The sequence below is a fragment of the Glaesserella parasuis genome (genome assembly GCF_002015085.1).
Taxonomy (GTDB): Bacteria; Pseudomonadota; Gammaproteobacteria; order Enterobacterales; family Pasteurellaceae; genus Glaesserella; species Glaesserella parasuis.
In genome coordinates this window covers 12558-30068 of the sequence record NZ_MUXW01000019.1, presented here as the reverse complement: position 1 = coordinate 30068, position 17511 = coordinate 12558, and the positions used below count along the sequence as shown (strand labels likewise).

18 protein-coding genes and 2 pseudogenes are annotated in these 17511 nt (G+C 38.1%); 8 read left to right on the top strand and 12 right to left on the bottom strand.

What is annotated here, in order from left to right; genetic code table 11:
* Window positions 1-15: 15 nt before the first annotated feature.
* Window positions 16-912: a myo-inosose-2 dehydratase gene (gene iolE / locus B0183_RS06340; protein WP_078208531.1), complete on the top strand. Its 897-nt coding sequence runs from the start codon at window positions 16-18 to the stop codon at window positions 910-912.
* Window position 913: 1 nt separating this feature from the next.
* The gene (gene iolG / locus B0183_RS06335) at window positions 914-1924 is read left to right on the top strand and encodes an inositol 2-dehydrogenase (RefSeq protein WP_005710935.1); all 1011 of its coding nucleotides are present in this window, start codon (window positions 914-916) and stop codon (window positions 1922-1924) included.
* Window positions 1925-2078: 154 nt separating this feature from the next.
* On the opposite strand, the gene B0183_RS06330 is transcribed toward iolG, so the two are convergent.
* From B0183_RS06330 to B0183_RS06300, 7 genes are all read right to left on the bottom strand, one after another.
* A complete protein-coding gene (locus B0183_RS06330) occupies window positions 2079-3425 on the bottom strand; it encodes a PTS sugar transporter subunit IIC (RefSeq protein WP_051453320.1) in 1347 nt (448 codons plus the stop codon).
* Between the two features lies 1 nt (window position 3426).
* Entirely contained in the window at window positions 3427-4764 is a 1338-nt protein-coding gene (locus B0183_RS06325; RefSeq protein WP_078208530.1) for an alpha-L-fucosidase, read from the bottom strand.
* A gap of 76 nt (window positions 4765-4840) precedes the next feature.
* The gene (locus B0183_RS06320; protein ID WP_035492498.1) at window positions 4841-5974 is read right to left on the bottom strand and encodes a Gfo/Idh/MocA family protein; all 1134 of its coding nucleotides are present in this window, start codon (window positions 5972-5974) and stop codon (window positions 4841-4843) included.
* Window positions 5975-6068: 94 nt separating this feature from the next.
* Window positions 6069-7025 carry an ABC transporter permease gene (locus B0183_RS06315; RefSeq protein ID WP_010786404.1) on the bottom strand — a complete coding sequence of 319 codons (957 nt, stop codon included), beginning with the start codon at window positions 7023-7025 and terminating at the stop codon, window positions 6069-6071.
* A 41-nt stretch (window positions 7026-7066) separates the two neighbouring features.
* A complete protein-coding gene (locus B0183_RS06310; RefSeq protein ID WP_078208529.1) occupies window positions 7067-8581 on the bottom strand; it encodes a sugar ABC transporter ATP-binding protein in 1515 nt (504 codons plus the stop codon).
* Between the two features lie 111 nt (window positions 8582-8692).
* Window positions 8693-9625, bottom strand: a complete 933-nt coding sequence (locus tag B0183_RS06305) for a substrate-binding domain-containing protein (protein ID WP_005710945.1) — start codon at window positions 9623-9625, stop codon at window positions 8693-8695.
* Window positions 9626-9944: 319 nt separating this feature from the next.
* Window positions 9945-11456: a CoA-acylating methylmalonate-semialdehyde dehydrogenase gene (locus tag B0183_RS06300; protein WP_016528618.1), complete on the bottom strand. Its 1512-nt coding sequence runs from the start codon at window positions 11454-11456 to the stop codon at window positions 9945-9947.
* A 219-nt stretch (window positions 11457-11675) separates the two neighbouring features.
* Between B0183_RS06300 and iolB the strand changes: the two genes are divergently transcribed.
* The 3 genes and pseudogenes from iolB to B0183_RS06285 all read left to right on the top strand — a co-directional run.
* Window positions 11676-12491 (top strand): 5-deoxy-glucuronate isomerase, encoded by an 816-nt coding sequence (gene iolB / locus B0183_RS06295; protein WP_078208528.1) that lies wholly within the window; start codon window positions 11676-11678, stop codon window positions 12489-12491.
* A 233-nt stretch (window positions 12492-12724) separates the two neighbouring features.
* A pseudogene (locus tag B0183_RS06290) lies at window positions 12725-12883 on the top strand (D-xylose ABC transporter ATP-binding protein); the annotation flags it as partial.
* A pseudogene (locus B0183_RS06285) lies at window positions 12882-13247 on the top strand (class II aldolase/adducin family protein); the annotation flags it as partial. The pseudogenes B0183_RS06290 and B0183_RS06285, both read left to right, overlap by 2 nt.
* A gap of 25 nt (window positions 13248-13272) precedes the next feature.
* On the opposite strand, the gene B0183_RS06280 reads toward B0183_RS06285, so the two are convergent.
* From B0183_RS06280 to fkpA, 5 genes are all read right to left on the bottom strand, one after another.
* Window positions 13273-13536, bottom strand: a complete 264-nt coding sequence (locus tag B0183_RS06280; RefSeq protein WP_005710954.1) for a DsrH/TusB family sulfur relay protein — start codon at window positions 13534-13536, stop codon at window positions 13273-13275.
* A 9-nt stretch (window positions 13537-13545) separates the two neighbouring features.
* On the bottom strand, window positions 13546-13917 hold the full coding sequence (tusC, locus tag B0183_RS06275; protein WP_010786398.1) for a sulfurtransferase complex subunit TusC: 372 nt from the start codon (window positions 13915-13917) through the stop codon (window positions 13546-13548).
* A 1-nt stretch (window position 13918) separates the two neighbouring features.
* On the bottom strand, window positions 13919-14272 hold the full coding sequence (tusD, locus tag B0183_RS06270) for a sulfurtransferase complex subunit TusD (protein WP_005710960.1): 354 nt from the start codon (window positions 14270-14272) through the stop codon (window positions 13919-13921).
* Window positions 14272-14928, bottom strand: coding sequence for a helix-turn-helix transcriptional regulator (locus B0183_RS06265; protein ID WP_021115375.1), 657 nt, complete (start codon window positions 14926-14928; stop codon window positions 14272-14274). The genes tusD and B0183_RS06265 overlap by 1 nt, the downstream gene beginning before the upstream one ends.
* Window positions 14929-14995: 67 nt before the next feature.
* Complete coding sequence (gene fkpA / locus B0183_RS06260; protein ID WP_021111434.1) at window positions 14996-15712, bottom strand: FKBP-type peptidyl-prolyl cis-trans isomerase; 717 nt, start codon at window positions 15710-15712, stop codon at window positions 14996-14998.
* A 94-nt stretch (window positions 15713-15806) separates the two neighbouring features.
* Between fkpA and B0183_RS06255 the strand changes: the two genes are divergently transcribed.
* From B0183_RS06255 to mtnN, 3 genes are read left to right on the top strand one after another with little or no spacing between them, the layout of a single operon-like run.
* The gene (locus B0183_RS06255) at window positions 15807-16031 is read left to right on the top strand and encodes a SlyX family protein (protein WP_035496145.1); all 225 of its coding nucleotides are present in this window, start codon (window positions 15807-15809) and stop codon (window positions 16029-16031) included.
* A 36-nt stretch (window positions 16032-16067) separates the two neighbouring features.
* Window positions 16068-16733, top strand: coding sequence for a thioredoxin domain-containing protein (locus B0183_RS06250; RefSeq protein ID WP_035523498.1), 666 nt, complete (start codon window positions 16068-16070; stop codon window positions 16731-16733).
* Window positions 16730-17422, top strand: coding sequence for a 5'-methylthioadenosine/S-adenosylhomocysteine nucleosidase (gene mtnN / locus B0183_RS06245; RefSeq protein WP_021112941.1), 693 nt, complete (start codon window positions 16730-16732; stop codon window positions 17420-17422). The genes B0183_RS06250 and mtnN overlap by 4 nt, the downstream gene beginning before the upstream one ends.
* The last annotated feature ends 89 nt before the right edge of the window (window positions 17423-17511 follow it).

The window sequence follows — 17511 nt, the reverse complement described above, 5'->3', positions numbered from 1 at the left end:
AATGAGGATTTCACTATGAAAGCTGAAAACATTCAATTAGGTATTGCCCCTATTGGTTGGACAAACGATGATTTACCAGAACTTGGTGCAGAAAACACATTTGAACAATGTGTGAGTGAAATGGCACTTGCAGGCTACACAGGCTGCGAAGTAGGTAACAAATATCCACGTGATGTTGCTGTCCTTAAACATAAATTAGATGTCCGTGGTATTCAAATTTGTAATGCATGGTTCAGCACATTCTTTGTTGATGGTAAACGAGAAGAAACCATTCAAGAATTTATCAAACACCGTGATTTTCTACACGCAATGGGGGCAAAAGTGATTGGTTGCTCAGAGCAAAGCCGTAGTATTCAAGGTACAACAAAAGCAGTATTTAAAGAAAAACCTATTTTCAATGATGAAGACTGGCAACGTTTAGCTGAGGGTTATAATGAATTAGCCAAACTCGCTGCTGAAAAAGGAATGAAAGTCAGCCTACATCACCATATGGGAACAGGCATTCAAACTCCAGAGGAAGTCGATCGCTATATGTCTGTCGTCAATGATGATGTTTACTTATTATTTGATTCTGGCCACCTTTACTATTCAGAAGGCTGCCCAAAAGCGATGTTAGCTGTACTTGAAAAATATATTCACCGTATCGTACACGTTCACTTAAAAGACGTACGTGATGAAGTTGTTGCAGAAGTCAAAGCCAAAGATTTAAGTTTCTTAGAAGGTGTGAAAAAAGGTACATTTACCGTTCCGGGTGATGGTGTAATCGATTTCAAACCAATTTTCGATATTCTTGAAAAATACGACTACAAAGGTTGGATGGTTGTAGAAGCAGAACAGGATCCAGCATTAGCTAACCCATTTGAGTATGCTTTAAAAGGTCGCAAATATATTCGTGAAGTCGCAGGAGTTTAATATGTTAAAAGTTGGTATTATTGGTGCAGGTCGTATCGGTCGTGTACATTCAGAAAGTATCTCAAAATATGTAAAAGGTGCTGAAATTAAAGCGATTTCAGATATTAAGGTCACTGACGAATTAACCGCTTGGGCAAAATCAATGGGCATTCCGAATGTCTATGATGATTACAAAAAAATCCTACAAGATCCTGAAATTGATGCTGTATTGGTTTGTTCGTCAACCAATACCCATGCACCAATTTCAATCGAAGCTGCACAAGCAGGTAAACATATTTTCTGTGAAAAACCAATTGATGCAGATGTGGGACGTATTCACGAAGTATTAAGTGCTGTTGAAAAAGCAGGTGTAAAATTCCAAGTAGGTTTTAACCGTCGTTTTGACCATAACTTCAAAGCAATTAAAAACCGTGTTGCGAACGGTGATATTGGTGAACCACATCTCATTCGTGTCACTTCTCGTGACCCAGATGCACCACCAATTGAATATGTAAAAGTATCAGGTGGAATGTTCTTTGATATGACTATTCACGATTTTGATATGGTGCGTTACTTATCAGGTAGTGAAGTGATTGAAGTGTTTGCGGCTGGCGGTGTATTAGTTAATCCAGAAATTGGTAAAGCTGGTGATATTGATACTGCAGTGATCACCTTAAAACTAGCAAATGGTGCAATTGCAGTCATTGATAACAGCCGTAAAGCGGTATATGGTTACGACCAACGTGCAGAAGTCTTTGGTTCTAAAGGTGCGGTACAAACTCGTAACGATACGGATTCAACCGCTGTATATTCTTGTGAAGCTGGCGTTATCGCAGAAAAACCAAAATATTTCTTCTTAGAGCGTTATATGCAATCTTTCGCAGATGAAATGGCATGCTTCATTGATTCTGTGGTAAACAATAAACCAACACTCGTCAACGGTAACGATGGTTTACAACCTGTCTTAATTGCGTTGGCAGCGAAAAAATCTCTTGAAGAAAATCGCCCAGTTAAATTAAGCGAAGTCGCTTAATTCTCCCGATACAAGCGGTACGATTTGGTAAATTTTTTGCAAAATCGTACCGCTTTCATTTTTATTGATTAAGGTAAATTTAGAGTATCAAATCAGTATTTGAGACATAAAAAAACTTAGCCACTTGGCTAGGTCTTGTTATTTATAGCTTAGATTATTTAGCTTCAGCTCTTGCTCTTTCTGCCATTAATCGTTCTTGTTCTAATGACTCAGCATCTTGGTTTTGTTCTTTCGCTATACAGATTTTTTCATACATTTTGAAGAATGGATAGTAAATGAAAATATCGAGTATGATTAAACTCAAGCTTAAGATAGGAGCCCAAACATCACCACCTGATACCAAATAAGCTCCGATAGGTGCAGGGGTTGTCCAAGGTGCCATTAAGTAGATGCGGTGGATGAGATCAAAGTCTAAGATGAGATAAGCGATGATCGCATTTGCCATTGGTGCAAAGATTAATGGGATAAAGAATAGTGGGTTAACCACCATTGGAACACCATACACAATCGGTTCACCAATTGAGAAGATAGACGGAACCAAACCGATTTTACCAATTGAGCGTAAATGTGCAGAGCGGCTGCGTACGAGTAGGATTGCTAATGCAATAACACCACCAGATGCACCATGTACAATGTAGAAGTCCCAAAATGAGTTAGTAATAATGAATGGAAGTGGTTCTCCTGCCTGTAATGCCGCTAAGTTTGCCGCCATATTTTGTAATAGGAATGGTGTCCAAAGTTGCATTAATACAAGTGATCCGTTAATACCTAGGAACCATAATAAGTGCGTTGCAAATACGAATAAACAGATTGCACCAAGAGAGTCACTCACTTTAATTAATGGAGCCATAAAGTCCATAATTAATTGTGGAATATTTGTTCCTGTGGCGTGTTCTACATAAAGGGCAAATGGGTAGAGTGTCACTAATACAGCTAGAATTGGGATAACAATATTGAGAGATTCGGCAACTGCTGTTGGAACTTCTTTTGGTAAGCGGATGCGAATATGCAAATACTCAAGTAAGCGTGTTAACTCTACGGTATAAATTGCAATGAAGATAGAGGAGAACAGTCCAATACCACCAAAAAATTTAATGTCCATCATACCGTCTTTAACTGGTGCAGCGACCAATAAGAAAGCCATCACAGATAAGAACGCTGCAGGCAGTGGCTCACGTTTATAAGCTTTAGCCAAGTTGTATGCAATACTTCCTGCGGTAAATAATGAAATAGCATTAAATGACATTTGGAAGAAACGCCAGCCATAGTCGCTTGCCCAACGAGCAAACTCCCACCACGCTTTACCAAATGCATTTTGCGTATTCTCATCAAAAGGTGGAATAAGCAAAATCATGATAAAACTACCGACAATCAAAAATGGTAATACAACAATAAAACCATCACGAATTGCAGAAATATGTGGTTGATTTTCCATCCGTTTTGCAACTGGTGCAACGTGGTTGTTCATAAAATCAATAAAACGTCCTGATGTGGTTGACATACTATGCTTCTCCATTTGCAATTTTGAAACCTAACATATACCAATCTTCTTGATAGTTTTCGATATGTAATGTTCTGCCTTTTTCGTTGTGCTCAACGTTAAACTTAACAGCTTTATTTAGTGATTCAAGCTCACCAAACACTGAAAGCGGTAAGTTATTTTGTCCGTTTTGTAATCCATCAATAAAGAGATAGAGATCAGTGCCTACTTTTGTGTAATAGGTAGTGAGATTACCAATTTTTTGCGTTGGGAATTTGCTGTATCTTGAATGGTAGATACCTTCACCGTTGATATTTAGCCATTGTCCCAGAGCAAGTAAACGCTCCACTTGTTCTTCAGGAATTGTTCCATCCGCTTTTGGACCAATATTGAGCAATAAGTTACCGTTATCAGCGACAGTTTCAACCAAAAGAGAAACGAGATCTTTAACAGAAATCAGGTGACTTTCATCTTCAATTTGGTTGTAGCCAAATGAAAGCCCCATACCACGACACATTTCCCATTTTTTATCACGAGAGGCTGTTCCGTGTTTATACTCTTTAGACGTAAAGTCGCACCAAAGTTTATTCCAACGATCATCGACAACGCCGTCTGCAACAGAATTGTAGTAGTGAGCAAAAAGGTGTGGAAGCATATGTTCCCCAACTTTTGGCCAACCAATATCGTTCCATAGAACATCTGGTTTATAGCGGTCAATCAATTCAATGACTTGTTTATAAGCAAAGTCGGCATATTCGTAGGTTGGGCAGGCATTAGAGAAATTTTGGCTTTCTGTAAAAATAGGTGCTGAAGAATATTGCCAGTCGATAATACCAGAGTAGTATGCCCCCATACGTAATCCTTTTTCTCGAACTTGTTCAGTGAGTTCACCCATTAAATCACGTTGAGGACCTGCTTTGGTGCAGTTGAAATCGGTATATTTACTTGGATATAAACAGAAGCCATCGTGGTGTTTTGTCGTTAACACGACATATTTCGCCCCAGCTTGAGCAAAGAGATCTGCCCATTTTTCAGGCTGCCATTTTTCTGCTTTCCATTGCGGAATAAATTGGTCGTAAGTGAAATCTTTTCCATAGGTTTTAATGTGATGTTCGTAAGTTGGTCCTTTCTGAACGTTAATGGAATTAAAATACCATTCTGCGTACGGATTATTACAGAACCACTGCTCATCAATATCAATTTCACCTAATTGGCAAGTTGGTGGAGCGAATGCAGGAACAGAATAAACTCCCCAGTGGATAAAAATACCAAATTTAGCATCTTCATACCATTGAGGTACCTCATGGGTTTTGATTGACTGCCAGTCTGCGTGGTAACGTTTTTGTTTAGTGTCAGTCATAGTAGGCTCCTATTTTTAGCATACATAAAAATAAGGTCCGCATATATTGTGATATGCAGACCCTTCCGATTTCATATTAAATTTCTTTCACATCTACCCAGCGTTTTTCTTCAGCGGATTTAGCGATGGCTTCGAGAACTCTGGATACTCTATATCCTTCTTCAAAATCTGGCCACATTCTGTCATCTGCGGCGATACCATTGACTAAATCACGGATTTCTACGCTTTTTTGATCATTAAAACCAATACCGTGTCCTGCACTTACGCAGAATGCGGCGTAGTCAGGATGTTCTGGTCCAACGAGAATAGTTTTAAATCCTTGACGAGATTTATCTTCATCATGTAAATAAAGTTTAAGTTCAGCCATTCTCTCTTGGGTGTAGGTCAATGTGCCTTTTGTTCCTGTTACCACGTAGGTCAAGCCCATTTTACGACCGCAAGCGATACGAGAGCTTTCAATCGTTCCCATCACACCATTGGCAAAACGCACCATAGCGGTTGCTTGGTCTTCGTTTTCTACTTTCACTTTTTCTGAAAGGTTATTTGGATTTGGGCGTTCTGTGATAACGGTTTGCATATCGCCCACAACCGAGGTAATTTCTTCACCGACTAAATAATGAGCCATATTAACAATGTGAGCTGCGAGATCGCCTAACGTACCTAATCCTGCTTTACTTCGATAGCAGTGCCAGTCAATCGGTGTATTTGGGCTAGCAAGATAGTCTTCATTATGTGTGCCATAAAAATGCACCACATCACCAATTTCGCCATTTTTGATAATTTCACGAGCAAGCTGTGATGTTGGGTTTTTCATATAATTGAAACCAACGAGCGTTTTTACGCCCGCTTTTTTAGCTGCTTCAACCATCTCTTTTGCATCTGCTGCTGTTAATGCTAGCGGTTTTTCTGAATAAACATGCTTACCGTTAGCAATGGCAGCCAAAGCGATTTCTTTATGTAAGAAATTTGGGGTACAAATATCTACAACATCAACATTCGGATCTGCAACCAGTTCTCTCCAATCTCCTGTTGCTCGAGCAAAGCCAAATTCTTTCGCTTTTTTCTCTGCAAGTTCTTGATTAATTTCGGCAAGATACTCAAGGTGTAGTTCACCTTTTAATGGGAATAGTGTTGGTGCTTGTGCATAAGCAATCGCGTGACAACGACCGATATAGCCCGTACCTACTAAACCAATTCTCACTTTTTTCATACAAAGCTCCTTAAGTTGTAAGCGGTATGATATACAGAAAATGTTGCAAACTTTTAGAGATATCTTGCCGCTTGTAATCTGTATATTTATGCGACTATGCGGCTTTTCTGCGGCGTTTTAATGTATCGAGTAATACGGCAATCACGATAATTCCACCTTTCACAATTTGTTGCCAATAAGGGTCAACGCCTAACATATTTAATCCTTTATTGGTTGTGCCGATAATTAAAGCTCCGATAACACACATTGGAATGGTTCCAAAGCCACCGCTTAACGAAACACCACCAATTACTGCCGCAGCGATAGCATCAAGTTCCCACGCTAAGCCATAAGATGGGTTACCTGCATAGGTACGAGCTGCAAGTAATGCACCAGCAAGACCAGATAAAGCCCCCGCAAAGGTATAAACAAGAATTAATGTTTTCGTTGTATTGATACCACAGATTTTGGCTGCGTTGAGATTACCACCCACAGCATAAACGTGACGGCCAAAGGTTGAGCGGCTTAGTAAAATATGTGAGCCAATAACAATGAGAATATAGAGAATAACTAATCCAGGTAAGCCCAGAATGTTTACATCGGCAATCCAAGTAAAGGCTTCAGATGAAGCATCGATAGGGCGTCCAGCAGAATAAAGCTGTGCAGCACCGCGGGCAATAATCATCATACCTAAGGTTGCAATGAAAGGCGGAATACCACCGAGAGCAGTTAACCCACCATTTATTGCACCTAAAAAAGCACCTAGAGCAAGGGACATTGCAAAGGCTAAAATGGCAGAACTAGCTAAATCTCCCCCTGTTACCATTGAGGCTGCAACTACGGAGGTTAGTGCGACAACAGATCCAGAGGATAAGTCGATCCCTGTGGTGATAATGGCAAACGTTACCCCAATAGCAATAATACCGAACATTGATACTTGCTCAATAATACTCCACACGGTACGGGCAGAGAAAAAGCCTTCGATAGAAACGGATAATAGGAGAAATAAAATAATTAAAATTAACACCATTCCATATGTATTAATTATTTTCTTTAATGTTGCTTGTGACATAGTACATACCTCGCTATTTATAAATAATATGGTTTGAGTCTTTACTGTTTTACTAATCCAGATGCAAATGCTAAGACTCGTTCCTGAGAGAGTTCTTGATGTGGAATAATGCCAACCTTATGACCTTCGTGCATAACCATTACGCGATCGCTCATCGATAATAGCTCTAACATATCCGAAGTAATCATAATGATGGTTTTACCTTGTTTTGAGAGTTCTACCATTAACTTATAAAGTTCTGCTTTAGCTCCAACATCAATCCCTTTTGTTGGCTCATCTAGAATGAGGATTTCAGGTTCGAGAAGTAACCAACGGGCGAGTAACACTTTTTGTTGATTTCCTCCAGATAAGTTATTGGTGATGACTTCTACATCGGGTGCTTTAATTTTTAATTTATCTTTTTGCTCATTGGCGGTTTTATGGGATTTATCAACAGAAATGAGAAAATGCTCTAAATAAGGAGACATTTGAGGCATAATCATATTGTCGATAATATTTAGGTTCAGGAATAAGCCTGTTAGTTTTCGGTCTTCAGTCACAAAGCCGATTTTATGTTCCATTGCATCAAGCGGGTTGTTTATCTCAACTTTTTTCCCGTGAATATAAATTTCACCACTATCCGCAGGTTTATAACCAAACAAACTTTCTACAATTTCAGAACGTCCAGCCCCAACTAAACCCGCAATACCAAAGATTTCTCCTTTACGGACAGAGAAACTAACATCTTCATATTTACCTGCTCGAGTAAAATTCTTAATTTCAAGGACGATTTCATCAGGTAATTCAAAACGTTCTCTTTGGAACATTTCTGACATATCCCGTCCAACCATCATTGAAATTAATTCTTCTTTGGTTACATCAGTAGTGGCTTTTGTACCCACATATTGTCCATCTCGAATAACGGTAATTTCATCAGATACTTTGAAAACTTCATCAAGTTTATGAGAGATAAAGATAATGGCGATACCACGTTTTTTAACCGCATCAATGATTTTATATAGTTGTTCTACTTCCATTTCGGTTAAAGCGGTTGTTGGTTCGTCCATAATGATGATTTTGGCATCATTAGAAACCGCAGTGGCAATAGCAACTAATTGAGCTTTTGCAACTGAAACTTCGGACATTTTGACGGTAACGTCCATTGGAATACCAAGCTCAGAGAGAATTTCTGCTGCTTTGCGATCCATCTCTTTTTGGTTTAATAAGAATTTTCCTTGAGTAATTTCTCTTCCCAAATAGAAGTTATCAGCAATAGTTAAATTTGCAGCGGGAGAGATTTCTTGGGGAACCATTGTGAGTCCACTACGAATAGCATCAATAGGGCGAGATGGTTTGAACGGTTTATCATCTAAAATTAATTCACTACCGTCATCAGGAATATAGATACCATACAGGACCTTCATCAAGGTAGATTTACCTGCTCCATTTTCCCCCATTAATGCGTGAATTGTGCCACGTTTTACTTTTAAGTTGATACCGTCCAACGCTTTTACCCCGGGGAACGTTTTAGATACATTTCGCATCTCTAAAATGTAAGGGGAGCTAGTTGTATTCATTTTTGACTCCTTGGTTTTTAAGGATGATTTATCGTTTTGTCCTCATAGATTGAGAATAAAAGAGATAACTTATTAAAGGGTGAATTCACCCTTTAATAAGTTTATGGTTAATTATTTATATTTTGCTCTGTATTTCTCTTTCATATCTGGAGTCACTAATTCAAAAGGAACCCAGTTGTATTTTTCAACAGCTTCTCCTTTTGCGATTTTATAAGCGATTTCTGCTCCAGCGTATCCTTGTCCTTGAGCTGATTGGAATACTGTTGCGTCTAAGCCACTGCCTAAGTATTCAAGAGCATCTGGTGTTGCATCAACACCTACAATAATGATGTCTTCATCTTTAATACCTAACTTGCGGCTTGCAAGTACTGCACCAATCGCCATCTCATCATTGTTACTTGCAATAACATTGATTTTTTTGTTAGCAACAAGCACATTTTCTGCAATGGTGAGACCTCTATCTCTTTCCCATTTACCTTCTTGTTCAGAAACTACTTTAACGTTACCTGTTCTAGCAAAGACTTCTTTCACTCCTTCTGAGCGTTTGGCTGTTGCATCTAAACCAAGAATACCCATTAAGATTAAAGATTCTGCAGATTTACCATTTAAAGCATTTACAATGTAATCACCTTGAATACGTCCAGCTTCAATTTCATCAGAACCAACATAGCTAGTAACATATTGCATATCTTCATCGTTTGGTTTACGGTTAACAACAATTAACGGGATATTCGCTTTCTTCGCTAATCTCCCAATTCTCTTCACAATTTGTGGATCTGTTGGAACAACTAATAATGCATCAACTTTTTGATCGATAAAGTTTTCAACATCATTTAATTGACGTGCAGGGTCACCATTTGCATCAGTGAGTTTAATTTCAACGTCATTATGTTTTGCATCAAAATCTCTTACAGACTCTTGTAAATAGGTTTGCCATTTATCTGCAAATGCAGCCATTGGTGCACCAATAACAATATTTTTGGCAGATGCTGTTTGAGAAAGTAATAAACCACTGCATAAAACAGCTAATAATGCTTTTTTCATAAGCCACTCCTTAAAGGTTGATCGAATAACGAAATCTCTGAAATACCACTATATTGCACAATGTCATAAGAAATTTATTGTGAATATAAATTTCAAAATCCAGCAATTTGAAATAAATTGTCTAAGTGTATGTATAACATTTAGTATTTATGTAGGCAACGACTAGATTTTAATTTTGTGAATTAGATCGTGTTTTTTATGTAAATTTTTTGTTATAGACTTTTGATGATGATAAAAATTTAGAGAATATGTTTTTGGGAAAAAAATAGCCTAACGTTGAAGTTAGGCTATTTTTTTATAGTGTTAGAATTGAGAGATATTATAGTGTTGGCATACTAAAGGCAGCTTGTGATCTCACACTATTATCTGGCCAACGTGTTGTAATGGTTTTCATACGAGTATAGAAACGAACGCCATCGCTACCATACACATTTAATGGACCAAAGATAGAAGCTTTCCAACCACCGAAACAGTGGAATGCCATCGGTACTGGAATTGGAATATTTACGCCAACCATACCCGCTTGTACATCTTGGGTAAATTGACGAGCTGCATCTCCATCACTTGTAAAGATAGCACTACCGTTACCATAAATGTGCCCATTAATAATAGACATACCGTGAGCATAATCTTTCGCACGTACAACGCAAAGAACTGGACCAAAGATTTCTTCTTTATAAATAGTCATATCGGTTGAAACGTTGTCGAATAAGGTTCCTCCCACAAAGTAGCCATTTTCATGACCTGCAACTTTATACGGACGACCATCAACGCAAAGTTTCGCTCCTTGTTCTACGCCTTGATCAATATAGCTGATGATTTTTGCTCTATGTTCTTTTGAAATAACAGGCCCCATATCATTTTCTTGTTGACCTTCTGGTAAAATTCCTGGTCCAATTTTTAATGCTTGTACTTTTGGTACCAAAGCTTCAACAAGTTTATCTGCTGCTTCATCTCCCACAACAACAGCAACAGAAAGTGCCATACAACGTTCACCTGCCGCACCAAATGCTGCACCAAGTAAGGTATTTGCTGTACTTTGAATATCGGCGTCAGGCATAATTAATGCATGATTTTTGGCTCCACCAAGAGCTTGTACACGTTTACCATGAGCTGAACCTTTCTCATAAATGTATTGAGCAATAGGAGTTGAACCTACAAAACTGACTGCTTGAATACGAGGGTCGGTTAGTAAAATATCAACAGCCTCTTTATCACCTTGAACAACGTTGAATACACCATCAGGTAAACCAGCTTCTTTTAATAGTTCAGCTAAACGAATAGATACAGATGGATCTTTTTCAGATGGTTTTAATACAAAAGTGTTACCACAAGCTAAAGCAATAGGGAACATCCACATCGGCACCATTGCTGGGAAGTTAAATGGTGTAATACCAGCTACAACACCTAATGGCTGCTGCATTGAGTGAATATCAATACCTCGTCCAGCATTTGCTGAGAATTCCCCTTTTTGTAAGTGAGGGATACCTGTTGCAAACTCAACAACTTCTAAACCACGAGTTAATTCCCCTATTGCATCAGAGTAAATTTTGCCATGTTCCGTTGTAATTAGACGAGCTAATTCATCAAAGTTTGCTTCAAGTAACTCTTTGAATTTAAATAAAATTCTTGCCCGTCTTAATGGGGACTGTTGCGACCAGTTAGGAAATGCTTTATCTGCAGCTTCAATAGCTTGATTGACTTCTGCTACTGTACTAAGCTTAACTTTTTTGATTTCTTCCCCTGTAGCTGGGTTAAATACAGACGAAAAACGAGAGCTGGCACTCTCTACTTTTGTACCATTAATGAAATTCTGAACAAATTGGCTCATATGTGTGCTCCTTTGAAATATAAAGTAGAAGGAATTCTAGACAATAACGGTGCAAAGCTACCTCTAAAAAAAGAAAATTTCAAGCTAAAAATCATCAAAATGAAAAATATATTTCATTTTTGTGATCCGTATAGAAAAATGAGCATTTTCTAATACAAAAAAGTGTAGATATTTTTTATAGTACAAACTTAGGTCAATAATATTTAATGTGAGGTATTTATGAGCTATTTACTGTCAAAAAGTCAAAAACACGGACAAATCCAGCACATTACACCAGAAAACGCAAATTGGGAGTATGTAGGTTTTGATGCTTACCTTTTGAGTAAAGGAGAAGAAATTACATTAGAGAGCGGGACAAATGAACTCTGTCTAGTATTTGTTGCAGGGAAAGGCAACGTAATCACCCCAACAGAAGTTTTTGAAAATATTGGGAATAGGTCTACACCTTTTGAAAAGATTCCTCCTTATGCTTTATATGTTCCTCATCATTACCAACTCAAAGTTGTTGCTACGGAAGATTTAGAACTGGCTGTTTGTCGTGCTCCAAGTAATGGTGATTTACCATTACGTTTAATTACACCACAAGAGATAGGTGTAGAAAAACGTGGGGTCGGTAATAACCAAAGATTGGTACATAATATTTTGCCTGAAACTGAGCCTGCTGATAGTTTATTAGTTGTGGAAGTCTTTACTGATGAAGGCAATACGAGTTCTTATCCAAGCCACAAACACGACCAAAAAGATTCTCCAAATGAAACTTATCTTGAGGAAACTTATTATCACCGTTTTGAGCATGCACAAGGTTTTGCAATGCAACGAGTTTATACTGATGATAGAAGCTTAGATGAATGTATGGCGGTTTATGATAAAGATGTTGTGAAAGTACCAAGAGGCTATCATCCAGTAGCGACTATTGCTGGTTATAATAATTACTATTTAAATGTGATGGCTGGTCCTGTACGTAAATGGCAATTTACGTGGGAAAGCGATCATGCTTGGGTAAACAGTATGGCTTATAGTGAGAAATTCAAATAGATACTCTACTGAAACGTATAATATCTTTCCGTTTAACCTGCCCGATTTTCCTACATTTTTCAAAAAATCGGGCAGGTTCTTTTTGTGAAAAAATAATCAATAAATGATTTTTTGTGACACCTTTCACAAAATTAACATCTCAATGTAAATCCACTTTGAAAACTGTCAACTTTGTACAAATATGCTTTCCGTTACCTAGGTAAACCATTTTTATTATTGTAATGGAGGCAGAGATGACCGCAGTCAATAACAATACGCCGTTACTCTCAATGAAGAACATCAGCAAATCTTTTGTGGGAGTTCAAGCCTTAAAGAATGTTCAGCTTGAACTACATAAGGGAGAAGCCCACGCTTTAATGGGTGAAAACGGTGCTTGTAGTGGTACACTAATCCTGTACTGGAGTATCTATCTTAAATAAAGATATTCCAGCTATTCATTATATGATTGGCGTTACGGGAACAAATCACGTTCCGTGTGTGCCTTATGCTACTTTCGGTACTTGGCAACTTGCGGAATATGTAAAACAAGGTATCGCAAAAAGTAAAGCGATTTTATTACAACATCACGGAATGATTGCTGCTGAAGTCAATCTGGAAAAAGCCCTTTGGGTTGCTCACGAAGTTGAGGTTTTAGCGGAATGGTATCTGAAACTCTTGGCAACGACACCAGATGTCCCAGTCCTTTCTGATGAAGAAATTAAAGTCGTTTTAGGAAAATTTTCCACTTATGGATTGAGAGTAGAAGAGAAGCATTGATAGTACTAGAGTAACAACTATATTATTAAATATATGCTTGCGGATAGTACTTCTCCGTCAATTGCACCAACATTGCCAGCGAGATTGTTGGCAATGTGGTGGTTAATCCTCTTGCCTCTATATCATTTTGTAACACAAAAACTGTCTTGTTGGTAAAAAGTTGTGGGTATTTTACCGCTTGTAATACGCCATCTTGCCATAACACGATGGCATCATCAGGGGTAACTTGTTCAAGAATAGCGTTTAGTGTTGATAAGTCATATTGTGCTTTGGAAAATGTATAGAGCATAGTATGTCCTTAGAATGTGAGTACTTTTTCGGCTTGATGCAGGGTATCAAATAATGCTGTTCGGCTAACAAAACGGAGTTCGGGTAGTATCCATTCTGCGTGATGTAGCCCACGCTCATCTACTGATTGTTGGCAGACAAAACATTCGGTTAAATCATAGAGATCGATTAGCTTGAATGTGGATATATGATCTTTTTGTAAAATCTTTTCAGGCTGTTGATTAGCAACTAGATTGAATACGCCATCATTGAGAAAGCAAATGGCAATTTCATCTTCATTGCAAAAAGCACTGGCAGCCAATAGAGCATCAAGACCTTCTCGGCTTGTTGATGTGCCAAATGGGGGCTGAGTAAAGAGAATAGCAAGTTTATAACGTTTCATTTTAAATAGTCAGTAATCGATCTGCAGTAAATACCGCTTGGCTAAATTCACCAAGACCTGCAAGGGTAAAACCTTCAGCGAGATTTTGCTCTACAATGCCACGCCGTTGAGCAGCTGCAATACAGAGATGTAACGACAAGCGGTGAGATTGGGCTAAGCTTTTCCAAGCCTCAACCAAATTCAGTTCATCGCTGGCTGGATCAATAAGTTGATTTGCATTGCTAACCCCATCTTGAAAAAAGAAGATTTGTTCAATTCTATGCCCCTGAGCTAAAAGTGCTTGAGCAACTTGATAGGCTAGATACGCCCCTTGTGAGCCATACACCCCGTGTTTTACTGCCAACACATATCGCATTATTCACCGTCCTGTTTGAGCTGGCGAATGTAGAGATAAACCGTGTGGCGAGAGATCTCTAAGCGGTCAGCAACTTGGTTGATTGCATCTTTAATATCAAAAATACCTTTTTCAAATAATGCGGTGACAATATGGCGGTTTTTATTGCTGTTAGAAATGTTGCGGTCGTTTTTTATTTCGACAATGGTGCTTTCAATGGTTTGAGCCACCAAGTCTTCGACAGAGCTTGCAAAATTCACTGAGCCTTCGCTCTCTGGTGGGGCAATAAAACTATTTAAAAATTGCGATACAGGGATATCAAGATTGATATTAATGCAAATTAAGCCGATAACGTGTTGTTTACCGTTGCGAATGGCAATGGTGACAGATTTCATTAATACTCCACTCTTGGCGCGAGTGAAATAAGGTTTGGATACGCTGTCGGTTTGCATATGATGAAGTGACCACAAAGCTCGATCTGTAATCGGCGAGCCAATTTTGCGGTCAGTATTATGCCCATTGACGATATAAATCGCAGAGTGTTCTAAAAATTCAAGGGAATGCAGTACGATTTCACAATGCTCGCCAATGAGAGCGGCAATACCATCAACAACAGGAAAGTAGGAAGCCAAAATGGCGTGATCTTCATCAGAAAGCGGGTTGAATTTTGCTGTCATACTTTGTCGCTACATAAAATTGAAAATAAGGGCACAAATTGTGCCCTTAGAATGAGTGTAAGTAAACTTATTTTGCTGGTTTAAAATCTAATAATTCGATCTCAAATTTTAATGTGGAGTTTGCTGGGATTTTTCCTGCTTGACGGTCGCCGTATGCCAGTTGTGGTGGAGCAACGATTTCCATTTTGCCACCTTTTTTCAACATAGGGATTGCTTCAACCCACGCAGGAATTAATTGATTTAATTGAAATTCAATCGGCTCACCACGGTCGTAAGAGCTGTCAAACACAGTACCATCTGGTAATGTACCTTTATAGTGTACTTTTACTGTATCAGTTGCTTTTGGTGCTTCGCCTGAGCCTGCTTTCTCAATTTTATAGAGTAACCCAGATTGAGTTTTCTTCACGCCGGATTTTTTCGCATATTCAGCACGGAATTTATCGCCAGCCTCAATGGTCGCTTTACTTTTTTCTGCTTGGATTTTAGTTTCTTGTTCAACTAAATAAGCATCTAACGCTTTTAATTGTTTTTGTAAATCTTCATCGGTTAACTTACCGCTTTTTTTCAATGTGTCTTGCATACCAGCTAAAACACGTTCTTGGTTATAAGAAAAAATCTCTTTTTGAGAAGAAATAACATCTTCGATATTTTTACCCATCAATACGCCCACAGCGTAAGATGAATCATCAACAAATTTAGTATCTGCTTTTTCTGCAAACGCAGCTTGTGCAATAAACAGAGAGCTTGTCATTACTGCAAGAGCAGAAAATTTATTTTTTAACATAGCTTTTCCTTGTAAAAATCATTAAATAGTTTGTTAAAACAAAGGTAGATAGGGTAAAGTGTATTTCTTTTTAACACAACCTTTATATTTTGAAATGTCAGAAAATTTCAATAAGATAACTACCTCTTTGGCGGAGTTAGAAGCTAAAATCGCCTTCCAAGATCATACAATCGAGGAACTTAATCAAGCTCTGATTGCCCAACAGTTTATGCTAGAAAAACTGCAGTACCAAGTGCGTCATTTAGCTGAAAAATTGCACAGTGTTCAGCCAAGTAATGTTGCAAGTCGTGCAGAAGAAACACCACCACCGCACTATTAGAGTGATATTTAGTGATTTTGTTCAATGGATAACATAATGAAATTTAGAAATTGGATCTATTTTATTAGCTTATGGCTATTTATATCTTCGCTTTTTGCAGAAGAACCTACAAAAACACCTCTATTCCAAGATGGAAAAGGCTACTACTCTTATAAAAAACCATTAGATATTTTATTACCGAAAGATAATAAGGTGTTAATTACTTATTTTTATCAGTATGGTTGTGAAGTCTGTTTAAATGGTGATGATTATTTAAAACAATACGCTTCTCGACACTCAGATAAAGTGGTTTTAGAACGTGTTGCCGCTTTTAGTGAGAATAAATATGGCATCACAGTAAGTTTAAATGCACTTTTTTCAGAACTGGGAAAACCTGAATTAAGCGAGAAGTATTTATTTGATAGCTCTTATCAAAATGATCGACTTATTACCAATGATGAAGCAATAGCCAAATGGTTGCATAAGAATCAGATTTCGTTGGATGCCGTTGAACAAACAAGAAAAAAGGAAAATTATCCGAAAAGAATCTCACAAAATTATGAATTAATAAAACGCTATTCACCGCCAGTCATTCCCATGGCGGTATTGAATGGTGAATATATTTTAACTAAAAGTACTCTTTATAATGATGATTATACCTACGCCGTACTCGACTTTTTAGTCGATAAATTACAAAAAGAGCAACAAGGAGTCACAAAATGAAAATTGGCATCATAGGTGCAATGGCACAAGAAGTCGAAATTTTATTAAGTTATATGGCAGAGCCGAAATTAACGGAAATTGCAGGTTGTAAAATCTACGAAGGCAAAATTAATAATACTGATGTTGCATTATTGCAATCGGGTATTGGTAAAACCGCCTCCGCAATGGGAACGGCATTATTATTACAACTGGCTAAACCTGAAATGGTGATTAATACGGGATCTGCTGGGGGTCTAGACGCTAATTTGAACGTAGGCGATATTGTCATTTCAACGGAAGTTCGTCATCACGATGTAGATGTCACCGCCTTTGGTTATGAAAAAGGACAACTGCCAGCTAATCCAGCCGCCTTTATGGCAAACGAACAACTTGCACAAATTGCTATCAAAGAAACCGAGAAAGCAGGATTTAATGCAGTATCTGGTTTAATCTGTAGTGGCGATCTGTTTGTGAATGGCAGTGATATGATTGCTCGTATTCGCAATGATTTCCCGTCCGTAAAAGCCGTGGAAATGGAAGCCGCTTCTATCGCCCAAGTGTGTCACGCATTCCAAGTGCCTTTCGTTGTTGTGCGTGCAATTTCTGATGTGGCAGACAAAGAATCTCATCTCTCTTTTGATGAATTCTTACCGCTTGCTGCAGAAAAATCGTCTGAAATTGTGTTGGCAATGTTGAATAATTTTGCCTAATCAAAACAGCAAGAGGTAATTTATCTCGTAATATTTGCAAATTTTAACCATAAAAAAACCGCTTGTTGTCGAAATTTATCTTCAAATTT

Bases quoted from the DNA above. Each gene is read 5' to 3' on its own strand.
- B0183_RS06300 (WP_016528618.1), bottom strand. From the start codon at position 11,456: ATGAGCCAATTTGTTCAGAATTTCATTAATGGTACAAAAGTAGAGAGT.
- B0183_RS06325 (WP_078208530.1), bottom strand. From the start codon at position 4,764: ATGACTGACACTAAACAAAAACGTTACCACGCAGACTGGCAGTCAATC.
- B0183_RS06315 (WP_010786404.1), bottom strand. From the start codon at position 7,025: ATGTCACAAGCAACATTAAAGAAAATAATTAATACATATGGAATGGTG.
- B0183_RS06255 (WP_035496145.1), top strand. From the start codon at position 15,807: ATGTCAGAAAATTTCAATAAGATAACTACCTCTTTGGCGGAGTTAGAA.
- fkpA (WP_021111434.1), bottom strand. From the start codon at position 15,712: ATGTTAAAAAATAAATTTTCTGCTCTTGCAGTAATGACAAGCTCTCTG.
- B0183_RS06250 (WP_035523498.1), top strand. From the start codon at position 16,068: ATGAAATTTAGAAATTGGATCTATTTTATTAGCTTATGGCTATTTATA.
- B0183_RS06305 (WP_005710945.1), bottom strand. From the start codon at position 9,625: ATGAAAAAAGCATTATTAGCTGTTTTATGCAGTGGTTTATTACTTTCT.
- mtnN (WP_021112941.1), top strand. From the start codon at position 16,730: ATGAAAATTGGCATCATAGGTGCAATGGCACAAGAAGTCGAAATTTTA.
- B0183_RS06320 (WP_035492498.1), bottom strand. From the start codon at position 5,974: ATGAAAAAAGTGAGAATTGGTTTAGTAGGTACGGGCTATATCGGTCGT.
- B0183_RS06265 (WP_021115375.1), bottom strand. From the start codon at position 14,928: ATGACAGCAAAATTCAACCCGCTTTCTGATGAAGATCACGCCATTTTG.
- tusD (WP_005710960.1), bottom strand. From the start codon at position 14,272: ATGCGATATGTGTTGGCAGTAAAACACGGGGTGTATGGCTCACAAGGG.
- iolE (WP_078208531.1), top strand. From the start codon at position 16: ATGAAAGCTGAAAACATTCAATTAGGTATTGCCCCTATTGGTTGGACA.
- tusC (WP_010786398.1), bottom strand. From the start codon at position 13,917: ATGAAACGTTATAAACTTGCTATTCTCTTTACTCAGCCCCCATTTGGC.
- B0183_RS06330 (WP_051453320.1), bottom strand. From the start codon at position 3,425: ATGTCAACCACATCAGGACGTTTTATTGATTTTATGAACAACCACGTT.
- B0183_RS06310 (WP_078208529.1), bottom strand. From the start codon at position 8,581: ATGAATACAACTAGCTCCCCTTACATTTTAGAGATGCGAAATGTATCT.
- iolB (WP_078208528.1), top strand. From the start codon at position 11,676: ATGAGCTATTTACTGTCAAAAAGTCAAAAACACGGACAAATCCAGCAC.
- B0183_RS06280 (WP_005710954.1), bottom strand. From the start codon at position 13,536: ATGCTCTATACATTTTCCAAAGCACAATATGACTTATCAACACTAAAC.
- iolG (WP_005710935.1), top strand. From the start codon at position 914: ATGTTAAAAGTTGGTATTATTGGTGCAGGTCGTATCGGTCGTGTACAT.